This is a genomic window from Citricoccus parietis, assembly GCF_042433045.1.
GTDB lineage: Bacteria > Actinomycetota > Actinomycetes > Actinomycetales > Micrococcaceae > Citricoccus > Citricoccus parietis.
In genome coordinates, this window is the sequence record NZ_JBHLWH010000045.1 from 78,012 (window position 1) to 98,869 (window position 20,858).

The window sequence follows — 20,858 nt, forward strand, 5'->3', positions numbered from 1 at the left end:
TCACCGGGTGGCCGGCATCTCCGGCGTCGGCAACTGGTGGGTCCCGGTCTGGGCCACGCCCAGCACCTCTCCCCCCGCTCGGGCGGCACCGCCGCCGTGGGACAGCACCCACAGGGTCTCCCAGACAGCCCGCGCCGTGACGGGCGCGATGCGCAGGAGGAGGCGGCCGGCGTCGCTTGAGGCGTCCGCATCCGCACCGAACACGTAATTGCCGTTGCTCTGGGTGCTGATGAAGGCCAGGTTCACGCCGAGGGCGGAGGACGTGGACTCCCAAACGAACCACGGCTCGGCCCACAGCTCCGCGAGTTCGGCGGGCGAGCCGTCCGGCGCGGGGTACAGCGGGTCGGCCACGCGGGCGGTGAACTCGTCCTCGTCCACCAGCAGCTCGCCGGCCAGCAGCGCGGGCCCGGTGCGCACGCCGGCCCACGTGCAGACCTGGGAGGCCAGGGCGTCGCGCTCGGCGAGCGCCACGGCATACCGGGAATGGCTCTGGTTCACGACGCCGGCCATCACGTCCGCGCCCGGCGCGCCGGACACGGTGGAGACCTGGGCCCCGGCGAGCCAGGACTGCATCAGGGTGCGCTCGGCGCCGCACTGGCCGCGCAGGGCCAGGACGTCCTCGGCGGTGGCGACGGGACCCATGAAGTCCTCCCCGGCGGTGTCCAGCACACCGTCCAGGGTCAGGAACCCCTCGCGGACCAGGCGGCCGATGGCGCTGCGGTTCCGCAGGGTGGCGAAGCGGCCGAGTGAGCCGAGATGGTGGATGGACTGCAGGACCTCGAGGTCGTTGCTGCGCAGCAGGCCCGGGTCCTCCGGGCTGGTGGACTGGCGGCGGCCGTCCCCGTTGACGTGGCGCTGCAGAGCCTCGACGTCCGCGATCGGCTGCCCGGACCGGCCCTGCCGGTCAGTGGCGGACATCAGGCCACGGCCCGTAGCGGGGCGCTCTCTGCCGGGACCTCGTCCGGAGCGAACCGAGCGCTGGCGATGGCCGCGTCGAAGACGGCGGTGAAGTGCTCGTAGTCGCTGATCAGGCAGCTGGCGCTGACCTCCAGGGTGGCCCGGCCCTCGGCGAGCGCCTCCTGGACCAGCCAGCGGCGGGTGAAGATGTTGTTGCGGCCGGTCCAGCGGGTCAGGTCCATCCGGCGAGCGGGATAGCCGCCGACCGTGCAGGTGACGTCCTCGACCACGTAGAGGCGGTTCAGGCCGCAGAGTCCGGCCGGCTCACCGGCATAGGTGGTGGCCACGATGTTCGGGGCCAGTTCGGGTTCGGGCAGGGGCCCGCCGGGCTGCAGTCCGTCCGTGAGCAAGCGCTCCGCGGACTCCGTCACGGGGGCGGTCGCCACCAGGTGAAAGCCGTCCACCGGGTACCGGACCCAGTCCCCCGGCAGGTCCATGGTCAGCGTCCGCATACGTTCTCCTCCCGCACCTCCGATGCCGTGAGCGCCGAGTGCGGCCGAACCGGAAGGTGAATTCCTCGTGAACCACGGTACGGACCGGGCGTCCAGACCGCGATGGGGAGAACTCCCCATCGCGGGCGCCAGCCCCCTTGCACCATCGGCAGCCCCGCACCAACTGAGTCGCACGAATGACCCCGGATCCACGGAGTCCCCCGTCAATTCGTGAGACTCAGTTGGGACGGGACGGGCCGGGACGGACCGGGACGGGTCAGGCCGAACCTGGCCGGACGTCGTCGTCCCAGCCCTGCTGTGGAGCCGTGCACGTCTCCCGGAAGACGAACTGGGAGGGGCGCCTGCGCTCCCGGCTGGACCAGTCGATGGCGGGCCGGTGGGTCCGCTCGGGCAGGTAGCCCAGCCGGTAGACCGCCATCAGTTCCAGCTCGTCCGGCACCTGCAGCATCCGCACGATGCGGTCCCAGTGGTGCGGTGCCTCCATGGGGAAGGAGACGAACTGGATGCCCATGCCGAGTTCCACCGTGGTCAGCCACAGATTCTCCATCGCGGCACCCATGCTGAAGACCGAGTAGAAGCCGGACAGCTCCCCGGGCCGGTACTCACCGCGTTCGAGCATGACGCCGATCAGCAGCGGTGAGCCGGCGACCAGTTTGCGGTTCTCCTCTCCGAGCTTCTGCGGCACCCGGAGCCGGTTCATCAGCGACTGGCCCGAGGGCGTGAACGCGCGGGAGGTGAAGGGGCGCAGCAGTGCGGGCAGCCTGTCGAAGAGCATGCCACTGCGGGCCGCGTCCATCTCCTTCTGGCTGAACCGGAAGTACTTCTTGTACCGGTCGAAGAACGTGCCCGCGCCCATCACCTCGGTCATGCTCTGGCCGCTGATGGCGGCCACCGACTCGATCGTGGTGCGGTCCTCGATGAGCACGAACCGCCACGGCTGGCTGTTGAACTGGGAGGGCGCGGCCGCCGCCGCCCGGATCAGCAGCTGCTGGTGTTCGGGGCTGACGGGGTCCGGCCGGAACGGTCCGTTCGTGGTCCGCCGGTTGAACACGGCATCGAGGAATTCCATGGGTTACCTCCAGGCCAGTAGGAGCGCGGCCGCATAGCAGGGAGCCGCCGCCAGGGCGTCATGGGTGTGCCGGTCCAGGGGCCTTGCTCCGTGCCGCTGCAAGAGGACCAACGGAACTGCGGCGGGGGCCAGGGCGACGGCGGCCGGCGACCGCCGCGCTGTGCAGGCCAGAGCCGCCACAGCCGTCGTCGTGACGGTCACGAGATAGAAACCGTGATGGATCCAGCGGATGCGTGACGTATCAATCCACCGGACGGCCACCGCGGCACCGAGCGCGCAGTTCGCCGCATAGGCGCCGGCTGCGGCCGTGACCAGCGTGCGGAGCAGCGTCATGGCCCTCCTCGTCAGCCGGTGATCATCACGCCCATCGTGCCATACGCCGGCCCGCCCCAAGCGCTGGTGATGCCGTGCCGCGGCAGGAAGTCCACAGGCACCGCACAGCATGGGCAAAGGCGAGACCGAAGGACCGGTGATGATCTGGTCATCGAACACGTTGAACGACGGACCAGACAACAAGGGATACCCCATGGCGACCACCGGCAAGACTCTCTCGCATCAGCCCACGGAGCCGTTCGCCCGGAACGACCCGGGCCGGACACTGTATGAGCAGCGTGCGCAATGGCTGCCCGGACTGGTCCAGCCACCAGCACCCTCCTGGGACGATCTGGACGAGTCCGTCCGCGAACGCTGGCGTGGAGACGCCAGGGCATGATCCAACGACTCAGGCTCAGCCCGGTAGGTCAGCTCCGGCCCAGCGGGGCCCATATCCCAGCACGAAGGCGGTGCGCGTCTCATCCGCGCCGGTGCCGTCCTCGTCGGAGAAGTCGGTGACGATGGTCCCGGCCTCCGCATCAGCCCGCGTGCCGGCGTCGCCCGGCTCGCCGCTGCCGGTGGCGCGGATCAGCTCGATGTCCAGCCAGGAGGCGCCCGGGTCGTCAGGCCAGCCGGCCAACGGCTCGGCCAGTCCGCGCCCCCACTCCACCACCGTGACCGAGCGGTCCACGGTGGCATCCAGGTCCAGGTCGGACAGCTCTCCGGCCGAGCCCAGCCGGTAGGCGTCCACATGCACGAGATCCGGCCCTCCACTGCCAGAACCGCCGGCACCGCCCGTACCGCCGGAACCGCCCGTACCGTCCGTACCACCAGGACGCTCCACCAGCGAGGGGTGGATGCGGGAGATCACGAAGGTCGGTGAGATGATGCCTTCCCGCACGCCGAGTCCGGCACCGAGACCCTGCGTGAAGGTCGTCTTGCCCGCGCCGAGCTCACCGGTCAGGATCAGCACGTCCCCGGCCCGCAGCACGGATGCCAGGTGCGCGGCCCACGCCTGTGTCGCCTCAGCCCCGTCCAGCTCCACCTCGATCCGCAGCACCGGATCGGGCCGTCGCGAGGCCGCCCCGGTCAGGTCCCTCACCGGCTCTCCCCCGTCGGGGCACCCACGTCTTCGCCGGGCCGGGTGTCCACGTGGATCCGCGGCACCCGGGCCCCGATCCGGGTCACAAGCTCGTAGTTGATGGTGCCGGCGGCGGCGGCCCACTCGTCGGCCGAGATCCCGGAGGCCGGCCCGAACACCTCCACGGTGGCTCCCACGGGGGCCACCGTGGCGTCGTCGGTCTTCAGGTCCACCACGAACTGGTCCATGGCGATCCGCCCGGCCACCTCGTACCGCTGCCCGCCGATCGCCACGGGTGCCGCGATCGTCGGGCGCGGGATGCCGTCCGCGTAGCCGAGCGGGATGAGTGCCAGGCGCGTGGCCGCCGCGGTGCGGTAGCGGTAGCCGTAGGAGATCCCCTGGCCGGCGGGCACGGCCTTGTTCTGCGCCACCGTGGTGGTGACGGTCATGGCGGGGATCAGATCGAAGTCCGTGGCGGGGCGGTCGGAGAAGGGGGTGAGCCCGTAGATGCCGAGGCCGGCGCGGACGAGGTCCAGGTGGGAGTCGGGGCGGTGCAGGATGCCGGGGGTGTTGGCGATGTGCCGCACATCCGGGTCCACGCCGGCCTCGCGCGCGGTCTCGACGGCCTGGTGGAACAGTTCAAGCTGCTCGTCGGTCTCGGCCTCGCGGTCCTCCTCATCGGCTACGGCCAGGTGGGAGAAGATGCCGACCACGCGGATCAGGCCGGATTCCTGCAATTCGGCAGCACGCGCCACCACGGCCGGCCAGTCCTCTATGGTGGCCCCGTTGCGGCCCAGCCCCGTATCGATCTTCAGGTGCACGCGGGCAGGACGCTCCAGGCGCTGGGCGGCCTCGGCAATGGGCTCGAGTTCCCAGCCGGAGACCCCGAGGTCGATGTTCTCCTCCACGGCCCGGCCGAAGGGGGTGCCGGTGGTGTGCAGCCAGGCGAGCATGGGCGCGGAGACACCGGATTCGCGCAGCTCGAGGGCTTCGGAGACGTGAGCCAGCCCGAGCCAGGTCGCCCCGGCGTCCAGGGCGGCGCGGGCCACGGGCAGGGCCCCGTGGCCGTAGGCGTCCGCCTTGACCACGGCCATCAGCGCGGCCGGTTGCACCCAGGAACGCAGCGTGGCCACGTTGTGCCGGATGGCGGCCAGATCCACGACGGCGGCGCGCTCGGCCGGTCCGTTGCGCTTCAGTGGTCCTGTGGTGCTGGAGGTGCCGGTGGGCCCGGATCCGGGGCGGGGGCGGTCCCGGAAGGGATGGCGGTGCTCGGGCAGATAGTCAGTTGACATAGTGCCTGCCATTCTTCCACCCGTCACAGGCACCGACCGGCTCATCCGCGCGACACGGTCCCTCCAGACCCCAGACCGTTACCCCATAGTGAGGAGCATGGCGAAGAAGACCGCCCTGGCCAGCAGGGTCAACAGCCGGTCGAAAACAACGCACCACGGCCCCCGGTGAAACCACGTAGAAGACGAGTACTGGCCCGCCTTATCCCGCCAACAGCCTCCCCCTAGGTTCGAGACCATGAAGGGCATCATCCTGGCCGGGGGCACCGGCTCCCGGCTGCACCCGATCACCCTGGGTGTGAGCAAACAACTGGTCCCGGTCTATGACAAGCCGATGATCTACTACCCGCTGGCCACCCTCATCCTGGCCGGCATCCAGGACATCCTGATCATCACGACCCCGCACGACGCCGGCGCCTTCCACCGCCTGCTCGGCGACGGTTCCCGATTCGGCATCAACCTCACCTACACCGTCCAGCCCTCCCCCGACGGCCTCGCCCAGGCCTTCCTGCTCGGCGAACACCACATCGGCACCGACACCGTGGCCCTGGTCCTGGGAGACAACCTCTTCTACGGCTCCGGCATGGGCGAACAGCTCGAACGCTTCCAGAACCTGACCGGCGGAGCCGTCTTCGGCTACTGGGTCAAGAACCCCTCCGCCTACGGAGTCGTGGAGTTCGACGAGAACGGCCGCGCCATCTCCCTCGAGGAGAAACCCGCCGCACCCAAGTCCAACTACGCCGTGCCCGGGCTCTACTTCTATGACAACGACGTCATCGAGATCGCCCGGCACCTGGAACCCTCACCCCGCGGCGAACTCGAGATCACCGACGTCAACCGCCACTACCTGGACCACGGCACCCTCCAGGTCTCGATCCTGCCCCGCGGCACCGCCTGGCTGGACACCGGAACCTTCGACGACCTCAACGACGCCTCCGACTTCATCCGCACCGTCGAGAAACGCCAGGGCCTCAAGGTCTCCGCCCCCGAAGAGGTCGCCTGGCGCCGCGGCTTCCTCACCGACGACGACCTCCGCCGCGTGGCCGAACCCCTCCTCAAATCCGGCTACGGCCAGTACCTCCTCCAACTGCTCGAGCAGGAGCGGAGGATCCCGGAACTGAGCCTGCGCGCAGCGTCCTAGGTCATTGTGCCGGCTCCCGGTCCGGCACAATGAAGGTCATGCGACACCTGACCTTCTGCGGCCTGGCCATCTCGTTTGACGAGCGCGTGCTGGAGCCACGGCCCTGGACCGAGGCGCAGTCCGCGTGGGCGGCCGAGTTGCTGGCCGAGGCGGCACCGGGCCCGGTGCTGGAACTCTGCGCCGGCGTCGGGCATATCGGTTTGGGCGCCGTGCGGGATTCGGACCGCCGCCTGGTCATGGTGGACGTCAACCCCGCCGCCGAGGAGTTCGCCCGGCACAATGCGGCGGCCAACGGCCTTCAGGAGCGCATCGACTTCCGCCTGGCCCGGCTGGATGAGGCCCTGGCGGAGGGCGAGCGCTTCGCCGTGGTGGTGGCGGACCCGCCGTGGGTGCGCTCGGCGGACACCTCGAGGTTCCCCGAGGATCCGGTGCTCGCCATCGACGGCGGCGACGACGGCCTGGACCTCGCGCGGACCTGCGTGGACCTCATGGACCGGCATCTGGCCGACGGCGGCTCGGGCCTGCTCCAGCTCGGCACCACTGCGCAGGCGGAGACGATCGCGGCCGAGGCCGCCCGGCGCCCGGAGGGCTCGGTCAGAGTCGCCGAGACCCGGGTCTTCGACCGCGGCGTACTGGTGCGCCTTGCGCGCTGATCTGCCGCTGATCTGGCGCTGACCTGCCGCCGGTCCGCGACCCGTGGCGGGATAGAATGTATGTATGACTGAGACCGAGCAGGGCACCACAGACGAGTGGCTCTATGACCTGTTGCTCGACAGCCCTGACCTGCAGGCGTTCCTGGACGACTTCACCACAGCGTTGCATGATGGCCTCTCCACGAATCCCGGCGTCTTGTGGTGCTCGGTGACGGTCTTGCGCCAGAAGCGTGCGGCGACCATGGCCTCGAGCGCAGGCTGGATTCACGAATTGGACGTCAAACAGTACGAGTTGGGCGACGGGCCCTGCCTGACCGCCGCGGCCGAGCTGGTGCCGCAGTATGTGCCGGACTGCGCTACCGATGTGCGGTGGCCCGCTTTTACAACCTTGGCTGCGGAAGCCGGAGTCAGTTCCATCCTGGCCTTCCCCTTCGACCTGGCTGGCGAGGCCTCCGGTTGCTTCAATATCTACTTCTCCGATCACCAGAGTTATGACGACCTCTCGCGGCATGAGATCGAGAGCATCCTCGGAATCTCTTCCAAGGGCCTGCGCTTGGCGGTGCGGTTGGCCAGTCACCACGAGACACAGGCGGACCTGGACGCGGCCCTGCAATCCCGAACCTCCATCAACCTGGCGGTGGGCATCATCATGGGCCAGAACCGGTGCTCGCAGGATGAAGCCTTCAAGATCCTGACCGAGGTCTCCAGCCATCGCAACATCAAGGTCCGCGACCTGGCCGCCAGTCTGGTTGGACAGGTAGGCCAGGCGCCGACCGAGACGCACTTCGACCGTTAGGCGCTACCAGCGCCCGGCCTCGTGAACAGGCCGACGGACGTCATGCGGTGCGTGTCCGGGGCCAGGTCGAAGACCTGCACGGCATCCAACTTCCACCCATGCTCATGGAGCCAGCGGGTGTCCTGGGCGAACGCCGCCGTCTCGCTCGAGACGTAGACGATCTTGCCGGGACCGAGCTCGTGAACACGGCTGAGCACCGCACGCCCGGCACCTGCCCGTGGCGGATGCATCACCACCGCGTCCACGCGGCGGCCGTGGAGTCCCCCTTGAGAGAATCCGATGGCCGGAGCATCCAACCAGCTGCTCACCACCTCATCGGCCTTCCCCTCGAGCACGATGGCCTGGGGGACGTCCTGCAGGTTGAACCGAGCGTCGCGGCTCGCGCTGGAATCGGCTTCGACGGAGAGGACTGCACCGTGCTGGCCGGCAGCATCGGCGAGGAACGTCGAGAACAGGCCCGCCCCGGAATAGAGGTCCGCGATCACCTGGCCATCCTGAACATCGGCGGCCTGCAGGACGGCCTCAACGAGCGTGGCCGGGGCGTCTCGGTGCACCGGCCAGTACCCTTCACCGGTGACGCGGAAGGCCTGGGTGCCGTACCGCTCCGAGCTGACGTCCTCCCGCACCCAGGAACGGCCGCGCAACTGCAGGTTCTCCACCGTTCCGTTCGATGACGTCTGGGTCTTGGTCTTCTGGATCGTCTGGGTGCTCCGGCGCACGGCGACCATGGCGGAGACCCGCTTCGGAAGGCTGGACAGCTGGCGCCGCCAGACATCCGCATAGCTCTTCAACGTCTCCGGTGAGTCGGAGATCTCCGGTACCGGGGTGATGATGATGAGGGCTTCGCGGCAGTGGCCGGGCGTGGTGACGTTCACGCTGGCTGCGCCGGAGAAGTCGATCTCCCACAGGTGCAGCTCATTGAGCTCCTGGACCGCCAGCGGGATGTTGCTCACCGGGATGGCCTCCTGGCCGCTGTGGACAGGGATGGACAACCGGCCGCCCGGGGACACCGCGAAGGTGGTGCGGGTCCGCCAATGCAGCCCTGCAGGTTCGTCAGCGTGCATCCCGTGGACGAGGACCTCTACATCCTCGACCGTCTGCCGGCCCAGCCGGACCATGGTGTCCCGGAACACCTGGGCTTTGAGCCGGCGCTGGTAGTCGAGGACGATATGGCCGTACTCTGCGCCGCCCACGGGCTGGCGGCCAGCCGGATAGGACCGGAGTGAGTCGGCAAGCTTCCACTGGTTCAAACGGCGGAATTCCGAAGCGCGAATCACCTTGACGGTATCGGCCCGCCAGAACTGGTCAGATGGATCGGCAGCGGTGAGTTCAGCCACGACGGTCTCGCCGGGGATCGCGTGGCGGACGAACACCGGCCGGCCCTCATGACGAGCAACGCAGTGCCCTCCATGGGCCATGGGCCCGACCTTGAGAATCAGCTGGCCCAGATCAGGAGCCGAGCGCGGGCGGGGATGCGGAGCGCTGGTGACGCCGGCCGGGATCGGTCCGGTCAATGAGGGGGCTGCCATGGGGGCACGCAGTGATTGCTCCACGATTCTCCTGAGAGTCGTAACGGAAGAGCCCACTGCTAGACCCAACTGTCACGCTAACGGATAACTCGTCCCCGGCCTAGCGCCAGGACGGATCGTGCTCGGCAGCCCGAGTTCTCGGCCCATGAGTGGACTCCTCGAGAGCTCGGGCGCCGCGGCACGTCAGGGAGCGGATGGATCAGTTGCGTCGATCGCGGCGGCCGGTGTCCGCGTCGTCTCCCTCCACCTCGATGTCCTCGTGCTGCACGGTTCCGGCGACCCGCTCGGTGTCCTGGACCTGGGTCTTGTCCACGGTGACCTTTTCAGCCGTGGCCGTCTTGTTCACCACCGGGACCTCTTCGTGGGCGGTGACCTCCACGTCCTGGTCACCGGTCTCCCGCCGCGCTTCAGCGGAGTCCGGGTCCACCGGCTCCCGCTCCACCACGATCTCCTCCCGGCTCACCGGGACCTCCACCGTCTCAGTGTCGGTATAGGTGTGCTTGCGCAACCGCACCCTGCCGGTCTCCCGGACCTCGGTGCCGACGTTGAGCTGCTCATTGCGGGCGGTGACGGACTCGGTGTCAGTGCTGACGTCGCGGCCTGCATCGCCACTGGTGTCATGCCCGGCATCAGAATCAGCGCCGGGGACAGTCCCGGCCGCGGTGCCCTGGCCGGTGCCGGCCGCAGTGCCCTGCCCGGTGCCGGCTGCGGTGCCCGAAGAGTCGATGGAGTAGTACTCGTAGATCCGCTGTTCCTCCTGCGGAGTCAGAGACCCATCGGCTTCCACGTTCGGGGCGTCCTTGACGAACGCCTTGTCGAAGGGAACCTGCAGTCCGTCCCGGGACGGGCTGGCCTCGGAGATGGGAACGAAGGTCTCCTTGGCTCCGAAGAGTCCCGTCTTCACCGTGACGAAGGTCGGCTGGTTCGTGCGGTCATCGAGATACACCTGGCCGACGGAACCGATCTTCTCGCCGTCAGTGCCGTAGACGGTGGCATCCTGAAGTTGCTCGACAGTGTTGTAGTCCTGCATGGCATGCTCTCCTGACTCGTAGAATCCGGCGTGCGTCCACACGTCGGTGTGATGACATGCGTTCAAGCTAACGAGGGCTCAGTGCGGGTGCAATGAATGCGGAACGCCGATTTAAAGTGTCCGCGTGGTCCTCAGCCAGCGGTGAACCAGCGCGTCGGAGGGGCGGGTGTGGGTGCTGTGCTCTCGGTGCGATACCCCCGCAGCGAGGTGGCGCAGGCGACGCCGGCGGCGGTCCCCTTGCCGATGGCGATCGGGACCAGCTGCAACCCCGCGGTGATGTCGCCTGCGGCATAGACCCCGTCGACGCTGGTGAGCTGGAAATCGTTGACGGCGAGGCGCCCCTCGTGGTCGAGCTGGCACCCCAGCTGTTCGGCCAGGTCGTTGGCGGCATCGTGGGCGTAGGAGAAGAACACCCTGTCACCTTCCACCAGCTCTCCCCCGGCCAACCGCACCCCCAGAAGTGCACCGGGCGCCCCCACCAGCGCTTCGGCAGCTCCGTCCACGACCTCGATCCCCTGGCCGTCCAGAACGGCCCGCTGATCGTCATCGATGAACCGGCCGCTGGTATCGGTGATGATCCGCACCACGGCCGCCCAGTCGAGCAACTCCGCAGCGAAAGCGGGCAGCTGCTCTCCGGCACCCAGTATGATCACCACCTGGTCCCGGGCGGTGTACCCATCGCAGGCGGGACAGTGGTGCACGTCAGTGCCGTAGTGGGCGTGGAAGCCGGCGATCTCAGGGACCCGGTCACGCACTCCGGTGGCCAGGACCACCCGATGCGCGAAGACTTCCGCGCCGTCGACGACGGCGCGGAACAGGCCGTCGTCGACCTGGCGCAGCATGGTCACCGTGCCCTGCCACAGTGCCACGTGAGAGTACTGTTCCAGCCCGGCTCGGGCCTCGGCCAAGAACTCCTGCGGGGTGGTGGGGTCCCGACCCAACAGTCCGTGGGCACGGTCAGCGGACAGGTTGCGCTGGTGTCCGGCGTCCACCACGAGCGTGGAGCGTCGGTACCGGCCCAGCCACGTCGCTGCGGACAGCCCTGCCGGTCCGCCACCGACCACGAGAGCGTCGAAGACGGGACGCAGGACTACTCCTTGTTGAGTTTGTCCTGGACGGTGCCGGCGGCCTTCTCCACTGAGTTCGGCAGTTCGGTGGTGCCGTAGAAGCGTGCGTCCGGGTGGGTGGGCGGCGGCATCGGGACACCGGCCATCGGCTCGGGCTGATAATCGAAGGTGCCCTTACCATCCGGGGACGGACCCGAAGCCCACGTCCCTTCGTCCATGGTCTGGCCATCGGAGAAGTTGTAGGCGGTATAGGCGTGCTCCGAGGCCTCCTTCGACTGCGGGAAGTTGCTCGGCACCGGCATCTCCTCCAAGCCGTCTTCCTGCAGCTCCCGGACGGCGGCGACCCACTGGTTCTGGTGCATGGTGTCCCGGGCCAGCAAGAAGGACAGCAGGTCACGGATGCCCGGGTCATCGGTCATGTGATACAGCCGGGCCACCTGGATGCGGCCCTGCATCTCCGCGTTGACGTTGGAGGTCATGTCCGCCAGCAGATTGCCACTGGCGGTGACGTACCCCGCCGTCCACGGGTTGCCCATACTGTCCACGGGCCGCGCGCCCGCTCCGGAGACAATGGCCTGCTGCATGTCGGTTCCACCGATGACCGCTGCGACGGCCGGATCATCCTGGATGGCATCCTCGGTGATCCCCAAGGGCGCCTTCTCCAACAGCTGGGCCACCATCGTGGCCAGCATCTCCACGTGCCCGAACTCCTCCGCCGCGGTACTGAACAACAGATCCCGATACTTGCCGGGAATATGGGCGTTCCATGCCTGGAAGCTGTACTGCATGGCCACCGTGATCTCACCGTACTGGCCACCGATCACCTCTTGGAGCTTGCGCGCATACACGGCGTCTGGCTTCTCCGGCGATGAGTTGTATTGAAGTTTCTGCTGATGGATAAACACAGGCGTGAGCCTTCCCTAGAGGGCGTAGGTGCGGAGAGCCGCAACTCAGATGCGAGCCAAAAGTACGGAGGGCATCTCAAGCGAATCTAGGGTTCATCAACGATGAATCTCGCGGATCGGTGGTTCCAGCACCTCGGACCTTCACGGGGGCGCGGGCACGAGGACATGATCGAGTTATGGCTGATCGCCTGCCAGAAGTCATCACTCGGAAGGACAGATCATGAGTACCACGCCAGACCGGTCCCCCGCCGGCAACTCCACCACCGCACACACCTCCTCCAAGCGCAGCCCCGTCCAGATCGCCGCGCTGGCCTTCGGCGTCGTCTTCCTCTTGGTGGGCATCGCCGGGTTCATCCCGGGGATCACCACCGGTTACGACACCATGCAGTTCGCGGGCCATCACTCCGAAGCCATGCTGATGGGCATATTCCAGGTCTCCATCCTGCACAACATCGTCCATCTGCTCTTCGGCATCGCCGGGCTGCTTCTCGCGCGGACCGGAACGGCGGCCCGGCACTACCTGCTGTGGGGCGGCATCATCTACTTCGTGCTCTGGCTCTACGGCCTCTTCATCGGGCACGAATCACCGGCGAACTTCGTGCCCCTCAACGATGCTGACAACTGGCTGCATCTCGGCCTGGCCCTGGCCATGGTCGCCTTGTCCTTCTTGCCCCGCGGAACGCAGCACACTGTCGGGGCTCCCACCCGGTCATCAGGTCGTCACCCCTGATCCCCATAGCCTCCGGATCGGCCCCTGATCAGGTGGTGCGCTTGCGCAGGACCTTGTGCGTGCCGTCGCACCACGGCTTCACCGCAGAGGCCCCACACCGGCAGACGGCACTGACCGGGCGCCACGTGCGGTGTTCGTTGCCGTCCTCGTCCTGCACCACGTGATCACCGCGTAGCAGCATGGGCCCGCCGGGACACAGGATCACGTCGGGGTGGTCCGCGGAGGGCTCCCCCGTGCCGCCCGTGCCGCTCACGCCGCCCACTGCTTCAGCATCCGTTCGGCGTAACGGTCCTCCAGGTCCAGGGACGTCCAGGCGCCGAAGTAGACGTCATCATGCAGGTCGGGTTCCTCCTCCAGGAGGGCACCACAGATGGTGCGCACCGCCAGCTGCTCGTGCACCGCGTCGGCTTCCACATGCTCGGTGTAGTACTCGATCATGGACTCCGGGAATCCGAGGCGCTTCAGCCCCTGGGCCATCCGGCGGGAGGGCCCGGAGCTGGTGGCCTCGAACGCAGCCAGGAACCCGAGCGACGCAGCCCGTAGCCGGCGGTTCAGCCCGAAGAGGGACATCGCGTTGTTCTCCTCGAGGACCTCCAGCGGCGCCTCGTTGATGTAGGCGCCGTACTCGGAGTTCAGGCCGCTGTCCTGAAGCCCACGGATGAACAGGTGGGCGTGGAGGAGATTTGGGTCCCCTCCCCCGTACTCGTCGAACTGCAGCTCCATCACGGCGGCCTTGACCCGGTCAGACAGGCGGGGAATCACCCAGGTGGTGTGGTCCGCCTCCTTCAGGTGGTAGATGGTGCGGTGCCGCAGCAACTCGCGCACCTGCTCCTCGGTGGCCTTCCGGTGGACATGGGCCGCCAGCGAAGGGCCGTCATGGTCCGCCACGAAGTCGAAGAACTTCTCCGCGAACCCGTCCGGTTCCGGTACCTCGGGCATCCGGGCCCGCAGGGTCCGCTCGAACTCCTGCTCCAGGCCGCGCCGCACGCCGATCAGCTGCGGGTCCCATTCCAGCTCTCCGGCCACGTCCTCGAAGCCGCGGTAGTGCTGCTCGTAGAGCGCCCACAGCGTGAGCTGCGCATCCTCGGCGGTGTCCGACGGCGGCGCCTCAGCCAGGTGCGACGTCTCACCGGAGCGCATGGCACCGAGAACGGCCTCGCTCAGCGACCCTCGGCTCTCGGGTGTCAGCATGGGCCCACCTCAATCCCGATCGGTATGAGCGGGACTGCCGCGGTCCGGCAGCTGGGGTGGGGCATCCTGGTCCTCTACTTACGGTTGCGGGAATTCGTTGCACGTGGCGCTGGTGCGCCTCTGTTGCTTAACCTATATGGAAACCTGGGCGGAATTTCGCCTCTTTGGAGCGGTGGCCTCCGCCTCCCCAGGGGCCACCAGGTCATCTCTCTGCTGGGACGTGGCGACCGCACCACGTGCGAGAGCGCCCCGGTCACCAGCTGGTGTACCGGGGCGCTCCCTCGTCATCGTGGGTGCCGGTCAGGAGTCCTGGGCGGCCCCCTTGACGTTCTGCGCCGACTGGGCCGACTCGTCTTTGAGCTGTCCGGCCTTGTCCTGGCCTTCGGTCTTGACGTGCTCTGCGCCGGTGGTGGCGGTGTCCTTGACGGAGTCCATCGCCTCCTGGGCTTGCGGCTTCAGGTGCTCACCCATGTCCTGGGCCATGGACTTGGCCTCATCCACCAGAGGCCCGGCCTGGTCCTTGACCTTGGTTGCCGCCTCTTGTTCCGGGCGGGAGGCCGGGATCAGGGAGCCGACCAGCCAGCCGGCGCCCAGGGCGATAAGTCCGGCCGCCAGCGGGTTGCCGCGGGTGCTGCGGCGGACCGCCGTCGGGGCCTCCTGCACGGCGTGCATGGCGTCCTCGGCCCGGTGTTGCGTGCCGTCCGCCACGGCCTGGGCACGGTCAGCAAGGCCGGTGGAGCTCTGCTGGCTGGAGTAGGGGTCGGTGGGGTTGCCCATCACGGATTCCTTCATGGTGCTCAAGCGTTCACGGACACGGTCGCCTTGGCGGTGGACGGCCTTGGTCGGGTTGGTCTTCTCGGCCAGGGCGTCCACGTCATTGCTGAGCTCATGGCGGGTGCGTTCGATGTCGGCGCGGATCTCATCGGGATTGTTGCTCATGGGGTCTCCTTGTCCGGGTTCAGGGTCGCGGGGATCTCCTGGACCGTCTGTTGGGTCTGGGGCAGACCCTTGATGCGTTCGAAGTGCTTCTTGCCCATCAGTGCGAGCACGGCGGCCGCAACTCCCCAGAGCACGGCGACGATCAGCGCCGCCCAGCCCAGGTGCATCACCGAGCCCAGGGCCCACATCAGGGCCGTGGACAGGAACAGCAGCAGGAAGACGGCGGCCAGCCCGGCCCCGGCGAACATCCCGGCGCCCGTTCCGGCCTTCTTGGCCTCCACCGTCGCCTCGGCCTTGGCCAGCTGGAGCTCCTGCCGCACCAACGTGCTCAGGTTCTCCGAGAAACTCCCGAACATCTCACCCAGGGACTCATTCCGGGCCCGGGTTTCAACTTCGGGTTCTGCTGCCTGGGTGGAGCCGGAACCCGGTGCCGCCGGGCCCGTCCCAGCGGCACCGGCAGCGGCACTACCGGTCGGCACGCCGTCATAGCGGGGATCGGTGGTCACGGGCGGCCTCCCGAAGGGGGACGGCCGGTTCCGTAGGGATCGTTCACCGCGGGTGTGCCCAGGACCTCCGTGGCCGGTGCGCCCGTGCCCAGGTCAGGTCTGGCCACGGCCGGTGGTTCTGCCGGGGGGCGGGGGATGCCCCCGGAGGGGCCGGTGGCCGGAACGTCATCCGGGTAAACAGAGCCCGGAACCCTCTCGATGGGCGCGGGACCGGAAGCAGCGCGGCGGGCTGGCGTGGACTGACCGTGACTGTCATCGTCGTGAGCGTCCTTCACTCCGCGGGTGAGCCGGCCAGCCACGAGCCCGACGCCGGCCGCGATCGCCAGGAACGTCCCGGGGCGGCGTGCCGCGAACCGGCGGACGTCGTCCAGCAGGTCCATGGGCTCCTTGGACTCCAGCTGTTCCGTGACCTGACGGGCCCGTTCCGACAGCTTCGAGACGGCCTGGTTCACCAGGTCCGATTCGGGCTTCTCCCCCCGGGAGATGCGCTCGAGGTCATCGGAGACGGTGCGGGACTGGGCGGCCAGACGGTCCTTCTGGGTGGACAACTGGGACGAGGCCTCCTGCTTGGCCGAATCCGCCAGATCCTTGGCCTGGCTCATCGTCTCGTCCTTGAGGTGGGCAACCTCCTCCTGGGCGGTGCCCGCCACGTCACGGGCCGCACTCTGGGCTTCCGAGCCCAAGCGTCCGGCCTCCTGTTGTGCGGCGTCCTTCGTTCCGCCGTCGTGCTCTGTGGGGTGATCCGGGTTCAGCGTCATGGGGTGTCCTTCCGGTAGACGGCCATGGCCCCTGATGTCCAAACGGCCTGTAGTTCGCGACACTAACGAGTGGTCATGCTCCCGGCGAGGGTTGCGCCACGGTCAGTTGCCATCGGCGCCGAGCGGTAGCGGTCAGCTGTCTCCGCCGCGGTGGTGGTCGGCTCCGTACTGGTCCACCTTCCGGTGGTAGCGCATGCCCAGGATGCCGCCCAGCACCGCTCCGACCAGCGCCAGCAGCACGGCGACGACCAGGGCGATGATGCCGCCGGTGGTCAAGGCCTCTGCCTCGATGGGCATGCCGGTCAGGCTGCCCAGTTGGCCCACGAGGTCGAACTGGCTGCCCGCCACCAGGCCCACGACCGCCAGGATGATGGTGATGACGATCGCCCACAACCAGACGGCGATGCCCTGCTTGGCCCCGTCGAAGCGGGCCATCCGCCCGGCCACGTAGCCACCGCTGAGGTAGGAGATCAGCAGGATGACGGCCAGGATGATCGCACCCGTGATGCCTACGGCCGTGGGTGACTGTGTGGCTTGCTCTGTGGCCTGCCCGGCGTCGGTGCCCGTCGCCAGGCCCACACCGACGCCGATGGCCGAGAGCACTGCGGCGAGCAGCACAGCCATGCCGGTGGCGGCCAGCCAGCCGAAGAAGGCCGCGCCGATCTTCATGCCGCCGAACTTCTGCTTCTCCGCGGTGACGAGATCATCTCGCCGTCCCCGGGGTGTGGTGGATCCGGATGGATTCTCGGTGCTCATGATGCGCTCCTCATGGTTGGGGCCCCTCATGGTCGGGGGCGAATCGCCAACGTGGGCTCAGGGTTCCTCATCTACCCCACGGGAGGCAATCATTCGCGAGCGGTGCGGACCGGCATCGCCTCAAGGGTGGACTCCGGGAATGCCAGACCACATCATGGACGCGTCAGGCCGTGGCGATCAGAACGGGTGCCACGGTGCGGAACGAGGGAAGGAAGTGCCATGTCGGGAATCAGTGACGCGGCTGACAAGGCCAAGCAGTACGGACAGGACAACCCCGAGAAGGTCGATCAGGCCAAGGACAAGGCCAAGGACTTCGTCGACGGCAAGAAGGACAAGGATCAGCAGGACGATCAGAAGTAGTCCGCGCGGGGGTCCCCCGCAGTCGACCAGGCCGGACCGCCCCTCGGGTGGTCCGGCCTGATCGTGACGTCATGAGTGGCGGCCGGCGCAGAGACAGGAACGCCGGCTCCCGCACCCTTCCACGAAAGGACCCACCGGATGGGAACCATCACCGGCGCCAACGAGAACCAACTGCACTACGAGGACACCGGAGGAACCGGGCAACCAGTGGTCCTGGTCCACGGCTGGCCGCTGCACGGACAGTCCTGGACGGACCAGATCGGCGCGCTGACCGCCGCCGGTCACCGCGTCATCACGTATGACCGCCGCGGCTTCGGCCAGTCCGAGCCGCAGCACCCCTACACGTACGACGCATTGGCCGGAGACCTGTCCGCCCTAGTCGACGCCCTGGACCTGCACGACGCCGTCCTGGTCGGATTCTCCATGGGCGGCGGAGAGGTCGCCCGCTACCTCGCGAAACACGGCAGCGACCGCATCGGCTCGGTGGTGTTCGCCGCGGCGGTGACGCCCTACATGCTGCACACCTCCGGCAACCCCGAGGGGCCGCTGAAGAAGACGGAGGCCGCGGCTATGGCGGCCCAGCTGACCACCAACCGGGAGAAGTTCTTCGACGGCTTCACCACAGACTTCTTCAGCGCCGGAGACACGCTGTGCGTGAGCGAGGCACAGCGTCAGGAGGCGATCGGGATGTGCCTGCAGGCCAACAAACTGGCCGCGCTGGAATGCATGGCGTCCTTCGGCTCCACGGACTTCCGCGAGGACCTGGAGCAGGTCACCGTGCCGACGCTGGTGCTCCACGGCGACGCCGACGGGGTGGTACCCCTCGAGGGCTCCGGCCAGCGCACCCACCAGGCCATCCCCCACAGTGAGCTCGTGGTGATCCCCGCGGCGCCCCACGGCCTGAACGTCTCCCATGCGGACGAGTTCAACGCCGCCCTGCTCGGCTTCCTCAGCCGCTGACCACCGAAGGCAGCGAAACGGGGCGGCGAGGTGGTCACCGCCCCGTTTCGTCGTCATCACAGCCTGGGCACCGGCACTATTGGACGGTCAGGATCACTCCGAGCAGGACGGCGATGATGACCACAACGAGGACGATCGCCCCGATCTGCAGCTGACGAGTGGAGAACCTCTTCCGCTTGATGTACTCGGTTCGGTACTTGATGCGTTTCTGTTCTTCAGACACGTGCACCCCTCACTCTCGAGATGGCCTCAGTGACGTCGCAACATATCAGTGCCATGTGCACCTCATTCAAGCCGAAACGGTGCGGCCGGTACATGGTCGGGGAACTGCCAGCTACCGTCCGGTGAGGGCGCGACGCACGGCGCTCGCCATCGTGGAAGCGCCGAAGGGCCCGTCACTGGCCGCCGTCGATCCAGCCGTCCCGTGCAGCCCGGCGGCCGCAGCCGCCTTCTCTACCGTCGCACCCGGTCCACCAGGCCCGCTTCGGGCCAGGGCCGAACCCACCAGCCCGGCCAGGCAGTCGCCGGTACCGGCGGTCGCCAGCTCCGCCCCGCCCTCGTTCTGCACCAGGGTCCTACCGTCGGGCGCGGCAATCACCGTCGTGGAGCCTTTGAGGAGGACGACGACGGCCAGCGCCTCGGCCGTGCGGCGCGCGGCGGCGACTGGGTCGGCTTTCGCCAGGTCCGCGAAGCCGTCAGCGAGGTGCGGCACCAGCCGGTCCACCAGTTTCACCAACTCCCCTTGGTGGGGCGTCAGCACCACCTCACACCCGGCGCTCCGCAACCGAGACAGATGATCCAGAGTCACCAGCCCCAGCGCCGAAGCATCCAGGGCCAGCGGCAGAGCACCGTCCACGCAGGCTTCGACGACCTCGGACAGCCGAGACCGGGCCTCGTCGTCCGACCCCAGCCCCGGACCCGCAACCCAGGCCTGTGCCTTCCCCTCCACGCCCGAACCGGCCACCACCTCTGGGTGGGCCGTCAGAACCAGATCGGCCGCCCGCTGTGGTCCGGCGTACTGCACCATGCCCAGTCCGGAGGCCAGCGCGGACGAGCACACCAGCACAGCCGCCCCCGGGTACTGCTCCGAGCCAGCACACACGCCGAGCACCCCGCGGCGGTACTTGTGGTCGTCCCAGGCAGGCGGGGCGAAGACCCCGAGCGCGTCGTCGCGCTCCAGTGAGGAGACGTCTGGTTCTCCCAAGCCCGGTTCAAGGCCGATGTCCACCAGTTCCACCCGGCCGGCCGCATGGGCGCCGGCGCCGACCACCAACCCGGTCTTGAGAGCCCCGAAGGTCACGGTCAGATCAGCCAGGATCACTCCCCCGGTCACCTCACCGGTGTCCGCGTCCACGCCCGAAGGCAGGTCGCAAGCCACCACGGTGATCCCCGCTGGTACCGGCGGCGGTTCCCAGCCGCCGCGCGCACCGGTGCCGAGCACACCATCGATCAGCACCACGGCGTCGTCGGGGATGCGATCCGCCACCCTCCCGCCAGCGCGGCGCAAGGCGTCCAGCCCGGCCTCGTGCATCCGATCTCCGGTGGGCACGGCCACGGCATCCACGCCGCGGCGGCGCAGGAAGGAGAGAGCCCACAGGGCGTCTCCCCCGTTGTTCCCGGTGCCGACCAGCGCCGCCACCGTGGAGCCGGCCACGGGCCCGCGGAAGCGCAGTTCGCGCACCACCCCGACGGCGAGCCCCCACGCGGCACGACGCATGAGCGCTTCGCCCTGACCGGCGCGCAGCAGTGGGCTTTCAGCCGCCCGTACCGCGGCGCCGGTGTACGCGTGGATCATGGCGTAAGCCTCCGATCAACGGATCAGCCCTCGGCGACGACCATCGCCGTGGCCACATCACCGTCGTGGCTGAGGGACAAGTGCCACTTCTTGACGCCCTTGGCATCGGCCACGTCGGCTACGGTGCCGATCGCCACGACGTGGGGAGCGCCCGCGGCATCGATGTCGATCTGGCAGTGCTGCCAGTTCATACCGGCCGGGGCACCGAGGGCCTTAGCAACGGCCTCCTTGGCCGCGAAGCGGGCGGCGAGGGACCGTGTGTTGAGTTCACGCTCGGCCGGTGTGAAGAGGCGGTCCCGCAGGGCCGGTGCCTTGGCCAGCTGCTGCTTGAAACGGGTTACCAGGACGACGTCCACGCCAATGCCGATGATCATGCGAGTAATGCTAACTGTCGGCAACCATACATTGAAGTTAGCCTTCGCTGCGCCGAATTTTGTGCACGAGAGCGCTTTCGTGACCGACGGTCACCTGCGCATTGAGGTGACGAAATGATCCTCGTAGTTCTCGTAGGCGCTCACTGAGTATTCGGCGTTCTGAGCGCCATCTGTATTGGGTTTGAGAGCCAGTGACTGCTTGAGGGGT

Annotated in this window: 26 protein-coding genes; 7 read left to right on the forward strand and 19 right to left on the reverse strand. The window is 68.2% G+C overall.

Annotated elements, in window-relative coordinates; translation table 11 throughout:
• The 4 genes from ACFFIO_RS15870 to ACFFIO_RS15885 form a co-directional block, all read right to left on the reverse strand.
• Nucleotides 1-918, reverse strand: coding sequence for a hypothetical protein (locus ACFFIO_RS15870; protein ID WP_378043334.1), 918 nt, complete (start codon nt 916-918; stop codon nt 1-3).
• Nucleotides 918-1,409, reverse strand: coding sequence for a hypothetical protein (locus tag ACFFIO_RS15875; RefSeq protein ID WP_378043336.1), 492 nt, complete (start codon nt 1,407-1,409; stop codon nt 918-920). The genes ACFFIO_RS15870 and ACFFIO_RS15875 overlap by 1 nt, the downstream gene beginning before the upstream one ends.
• A gap of 256 nt (nt 1,410-1,665) precedes the next feature.
• Complete coding sequence (locus ACFFIO_RS15880) at nt 1,666-2,478, reverse strand: nitroreductase family protein (protein WP_378043338.1); 813 nt, start codon at nt 2,476-2,478, stop codon at nt 1,666-1,668.
• Between the two features lie 3 nt (nt 2,479-2,481).
• A complete protein-coding gene (locus tag ACFFIO_RS15885; protein ID WP_378043339.1) occupies nt 2,482-2,811 on the reverse strand; it encodes a hypothetical protein in 330 nt (109 codons plus the stop codon).
• Between the two features lie 139 nt (nt 2,812-2,950).
• Between ACFFIO_RS15885 and ACFFIO_RS15890 the strand changes: the two genes are divergently transcribed.
• Entirely contained in the window at nt 2,951-3,190 is a 240-nt protein-coding gene (locus tag ACFFIO_RS15890) for a hypothetical protein (protein WP_378043341.1), read from the forward strand.
• A 15-nt stretch (nt 3,191-3,205) separates the two neighbouring features.
• On the opposite strand, the gene tsaE is transcribed toward ACFFIO_RS15890, so the two are convergent.
• Nucleotides 3,206-3,835, reverse strand: a complete 630-nt coding sequence (gene tsaE, locus ACFFIO_RS15895) for a tRNA (adenosine(37)-N6)-threonylcarbamoyltransferase complex ATPase subunit type 1 TsaE (protein WP_446681848.1) — start codon at nt 3,833-3,835, stop codon at nt 3,206-3,208.
• 53 nt (nt 3,836-3,888) lie between these two features.
• Nucleotides 3,889-5,163, reverse strand: coding sequence for an alanine racemase (gene alr / locus ACFFIO_RS15900; RefSeq protein ID WP_378043345.1), 1,275 nt, complete (start codon nt 5,161-5,163; stop codon nt 3,889-3,891).
• Nucleotides 5,164-5,398: 235 nt separating this feature from the next.
• Here alr and rfbA point away from each other — a divergent pair, with 235 nt between their 5' ends.
• From rfbA to ACFFIO_RS15915, 3 genes are all read left to right on the forward strand, one after another.
• Entirely contained in the window at nt 5,399-6,301 is a 903-nt protein-coding gene (gene rfbA / locus ACFFIO_RS15905) for a glucose-1-phosphate thymidylyltransferase RfbA (RefSeq protein ID WP_378043346.1), read from the forward strand.
• A gap of 38 nt (nt 6,302-6,339) precedes the next feature.
• A complete protein-coding gene (locus ACFFIO_RS15910; RefSeq protein WP_378043348.1) occupies nt 6,340-6,954 on the forward strand; it encodes a methyltransferase in 615 nt (204 codons plus the stop codon).
• A gap of 64 nt (nt 6,955-7,018) precedes the next feature.
• Nucleotides 7,019-7,750 carry a GAF and ANTAR domain-containing protein gene (locus ACFFIO_RS15915; RefSeq protein WP_378043349.1) on the forward strand — a complete coding sequence of 244 codons (732 nt, stop codon included), beginning with the start codon at nt 7,019-7,021 and terminating at the stop codon, nt 7,748-7,750.
• Here the strand turns inward: ACFFIO_RS15915 and ACFFIO_RS15920 are convergent.
• The 4 genes from ACFFIO_RS15920 to ACFFIO_RS15935 all read right to left on the reverse strand — a co-directional run bounded on the left by ACFFIO_RS15920 (nt 7,747) and on the right by ACFFIO_RS15935 (nt 12,281).
• On the reverse strand, nt 7,747-9,279 hold the full coding sequence (locus ACFFIO_RS15920) for a class I SAM-dependent RNA methyltransferase (RefSeq protein ID WP_378043351.1): 1,533 nt from the start codon (nt 9,277-9,279) through the stop codon (nt 7,747-7,749). The two genes, ACFFIO_RS15915 and ACFFIO_RS15920, sit on opposite strands and share 4 nt — an antisense overlap.
• 199 nt (nt 9,280-9,478) lie before the next feature.
• Entirely contained in the window at nt 9,479-10,309 is an 831-nt protein-coding gene (locus ACFFIO_RS15925) for a DUF2382 domain-containing protein (RefSeq protein ID WP_378043353.1), read from the reverse strand.
• A 131-nt stretch (nt 10,310-10,440) separates the two neighbouring features.
• Entirely contained in the window at nt 10,441-11,373 is a 933-nt protein-coding gene (locus tag ACFFIO_RS15930; RefSeq protein WP_378043354.1) for an NAD(P)/FAD-dependent oxidoreductase, read from the reverse strand.
• A gap of 26 nt (nt 11,374-11,399) precedes the next feature.
• Nucleotides 11,400-12,281 carry a manganese catalase gene (locus tag ACFFIO_RS15935; protein WP_378043356.1) on the reverse strand — a complete coding sequence of 294 codons (882 nt, stop codon included), beginning with the start codon at nt 12,279-12,281 and terminating at the stop codon, nt 11,400-11,402.
• A gap of 220 nt (nt 12,282-12,501) precedes the next feature.
• On the opposite strand from ACFFIO_RS15935, the gene ACFFIO_RS15940 reads away from it, so the two are divergent.
• On the forward strand, nt 12,502-13,011 hold the full coding sequence (locus ACFFIO_RS15940) for a DUF4383 domain-containing protein (RefSeq protein WP_378043358.1): 510 nt from the start codon (nt 12,502-12,504) through the stop codon (nt 13,009-13,011).
• A 28-nt stretch (nt 13,012-13,039) separates the two neighbouring features.
• On the opposite strand, the gene ACFFIO_RS15945 is transcribed toward ACFFIO_RS15940, so the two are convergent.
• The 6 genes from ACFFIO_RS15945 to ACFFIO_RS15970 form a co-directional block, all read right to left on the reverse strand.
• On the reverse strand, nt 13,040-13,264 hold the full coding sequence (locus tag ACFFIO_RS15945) for a CDGSH iron-sulfur domain-containing protein (protein WP_378043360.1): 225 nt from the start codon (nt 13,262-13,264) through the stop codon (nt 13,040-13,042).
• Nucleotides 13,261-14,202 (reverse strand): iron-containing redox enzyme family protein, encoded by a 942-nt coding sequence (locus ACFFIO_RS15950; RefSeq protein ID WP_378043362.1) that lies wholly within the window; start codon nt 14,200-14,202, stop codon nt 13,261-13,263. Before ACFFIO_RS15950 ends, ACFFIO_RS15945 begins: the two co-directional genes overlap by 4 nt.
• Before the next feature lie 300 nt (nt 14,203-14,502).
• Nucleotides 14,503-15,141 carry a DUF3618 domain-containing protein gene (locus tag ACFFIO_RS15955; protein ID WP_378043363.1) on the reverse strand — a complete coding sequence of 213 codons (639 nt, stop codon included), beginning with the start codon at nt 15,139-15,141 and terminating at the stop codon, nt 14,503-14,505.
• Nucleotides 15,138-15,647, reverse strand: coding sequence for a phage holin family protein (locus tag ACFFIO_RS15960; protein WP_378043365.1), 510 nt, complete (start codon nt 15,645-15,647; stop codon nt 15,138-15,140). The genes ACFFIO_RS15955 and ACFFIO_RS15960 overlap by 4 nt, the downstream gene beginning before the upstream one ends.
• Nucleotides 15,644-16,405 carry a hypothetical protein gene (locus tag ACFFIO_RS15965; protein WP_378043367.1) on the reverse strand — a complete coding sequence of 254 codons (762 nt, stop codon included), beginning with the start codon at nt 16,403-16,405 and terminating at the stop codon, nt 15,644-15,646. Before ACFFIO_RS15965 ends, ACFFIO_RS15960 begins: the two co-directional genes overlap by 4 nt.
• 132 nt (nt 16,406-16,537) lie before the next feature.
• Nucleotides 16,538-17,161, reverse strand: a complete 624-nt coding sequence (locus ACFFIO_RS15970) for a hypothetical protein (protein WP_378043369.1) — start codon at nt 17,159-17,161, stop codon at nt 16,538-16,540.
• Nucleotides 17,162-17,380: 219 nt separating this feature from the next.
• Between ACFFIO_RS15970 and ACFFIO_RS15975 the strand changes: the two genes are divergently transcribed.
• The gene (locus ACFFIO_RS15975) at nt 17,381-17,521 is read left to right on the forward strand and encodes a hypothetical protein (RefSeq protein ID WP_378043371.1); all 141 of its coding nucleotides are present in this window, start codon (nt 17,381-17,383) and stop codon (nt 17,519-17,521) included.
• Nucleotides 17,522-17,659: 138 nt separating this feature from the next.
• On the forward strand, nt 17,660-18,481 hold the full coding sequence (locus ACFFIO_RS15980; RefSeq protein WP_378043373.1) for an alpha/beta fold hydrolase: 822 nt from the start codon (nt 17,660-17,662) through the stop codon (nt 18,479-18,481).
• Between the two features lie 76 nt (nt 18,482-18,557).
• Here ACFFIO_RS15980 and ACFFIO_RS15985 read toward each other — a convergent pair whose 3' ends face one another.
• The 3 genes from ACFFIO_RS15985 to ACFFIO_RS15995 form a co-directional block, all read right to left on the reverse strand.
• Complete coding sequence (locus tag ACFFIO_RS15985; RefSeq protein ID WP_378043375.1) at nt 18,558-18,704, reverse strand: hypothetical protein; 147 nt, start codon at nt 18,702-18,704, stop codon at nt 18,558-18,560.
• 111 nt (nt 18,705-18,815) lie between these two features.
• On the reverse strand, nt 18,816-20,276 hold the full coding sequence (locus tag ACFFIO_RS15990; protein ID WP_378043376.1) for an NAD(P)H-hydrate dehydratase: 1,461 nt from the start codon (nt 20,274-20,276) through the stop codon (nt 18,816-18,818).
• A gap of 23 nt (nt 20,277-20,299) precedes the next feature.
• Nucleotides 20,300-20,650 carry a holo-ACP synthase gene (locus ACFFIO_RS15995; RefSeq protein WP_159552186.1) on the reverse strand — a complete coding sequence of 117 codons (351 nt, stop codon included), beginning with the start codon at nt 20,648-20,650 and terminating at the stop codon, nt 20,300-20,302.
• Nucleotides 20,651-20,858: the final 208 nt, after the last annotated feature.

Excerpts from the sequence above, each read along its gene's own strand:
- ACFFIO_RS15910 (WP_378043348.1), top strand. The coding sequence starts at position 6,340 with ATGCGACACCTGACCTTCTGCGGCCTGGCCATCTCGTTTGACGAGCGC.
- ACFFIO_RS15880 (WP_378043338.1), bottom strand. The coding sequence starts at position 2,478 with ATGGAATTCCTCGATGCCGTGTTCAACCGGCGGACCACGAACGGACCG.
- ACFFIO_RS15965 (WP_378043367.1), bottom strand. The coding sequence starts at position 16,405 with ATGACGCTGAACCCGGATCACCCCACAGAGCACGACGGCGGAACGAAG.
- ACFFIO_RS15885 (WP_378043339.1), bottom strand. The coding sequence starts at position 2,811 with ATGACGCTGCTCCGCACGCTGGTCACGGCCGCAGCCGGCGCCTATGCG.
- ACFFIO_RS15970 (WP_378043369.1), bottom strand. The coding sequence starts at position 17,161 with ATGAGCACCGAGAATCCATCCGGATCCACCACACCCCGGGGACGGCGA.
- ACFFIO_RS15890 (WP_378043341.1), top strand. The coding sequence starts at position 2,951 with ATGATCTGGTCATCGAACACGTTGAACGACGGACCAGACAACAAGGGA.
- ACFFIO_RS15875 (WP_378043336.1), bottom strand. The coding sequence starts at position 1,409 with ATGCGGACGCTGACCATGGACCTGCCGGGGGACTGGGTCCGGTACCCG.
- ACFFIO_RS15975 (WP_378043371.1), top strand. The coding sequence starts at position 17,381 with ATGTCGGGAATCAGTGACGCGGCTGACAAGGCCAAGCAGTACGGACAG.
- ACFFIO_RS15990 (WP_378043376.1), bottom strand. The coding sequence starts at position 20,276 with ATGATCCACGCGTACACCGGCGCCGCGGTACGGGCGGCTGAAAGCCCA.
- alr (WP_378043345.1), bottom strand. The coding sequence starts at position 5,163 with ATGTCAACTGACTATCTGCCCGAGCACCGCCATCCCTTCCGGGACCGC.
- ACFFIO_RS15915 (WP_378043349.1), top strand. The coding sequence starts at position 7,019 with ATGACTGAGACCGAGCAGGGCACCACAGACGAGTGGCTCTATGACCTG.
- ACFFIO_RS15980 (WP_378043373.1), top strand. The coding sequence starts at position 17,660 with ATGGGAACCATCACCGGCGCCAACGAGAACCAACTGCACTACGAGGAC.
- ACFFIO_RS15925 (WP_378043353.1), bottom strand. The coding sequence starts at position 10,309 with ATGCAGGACTACAACACTGTCGAGCAACTTCAGGATGCCACCGTCTAC.
- ACFFIO_RS15940 (WP_378043358.1), top strand. The coding sequence starts at position 12,502 with ATGAGTACCACGCCAGACCGGTCCCCCGCCGGCAACTCCACCACCGCA.
- ACFFIO_RS15955 (WP_378043363.1), bottom strand. The coding sequence starts at position 15,141 with ATGAGCAACAATCCCGATGAGATCCGCGCCGACATCGAACGCACCCGC.
- ACFFIO_RS15870 (WP_378043334.1), bottom strand. The coding sequence starts at position 918 with ATGTCCGCCACTGACCGGCAGGGCCGGTCCGGGCAGCCGATCGCGGAC.
- ACFFIO_RS15995 (WP_159552186.1), bottom strand. The coding sequence starts at position 20,650 with ATGATCATCGGCATTGGCGTGGACGTCGTCCTGGTAACCCGTTTCAAG.
- ACFFIO_RS15920 (WP_378043351.1), bottom strand. The coding sequence starts at position 9,279 with ATGGCAGCCCCCTCATTGACCGGACCGATCCCGGCCGGCGTCACCAGC.
- ACFFIO_RS15950 (WP_378043362.1), bottom strand. The coding sequence starts at position 14,202 with ATGCTGACACCCGAGAGCCGAGGGTCGCTGAGCGAGGCCGTTCTCGGT.
- rfbA (WP_378043346.1), top strand. The coding sequence starts at position 5,399 with ATGAAGGGCATCATCCTGGCCGGGGGCACCGGCTCCCGGCTGCACCCG.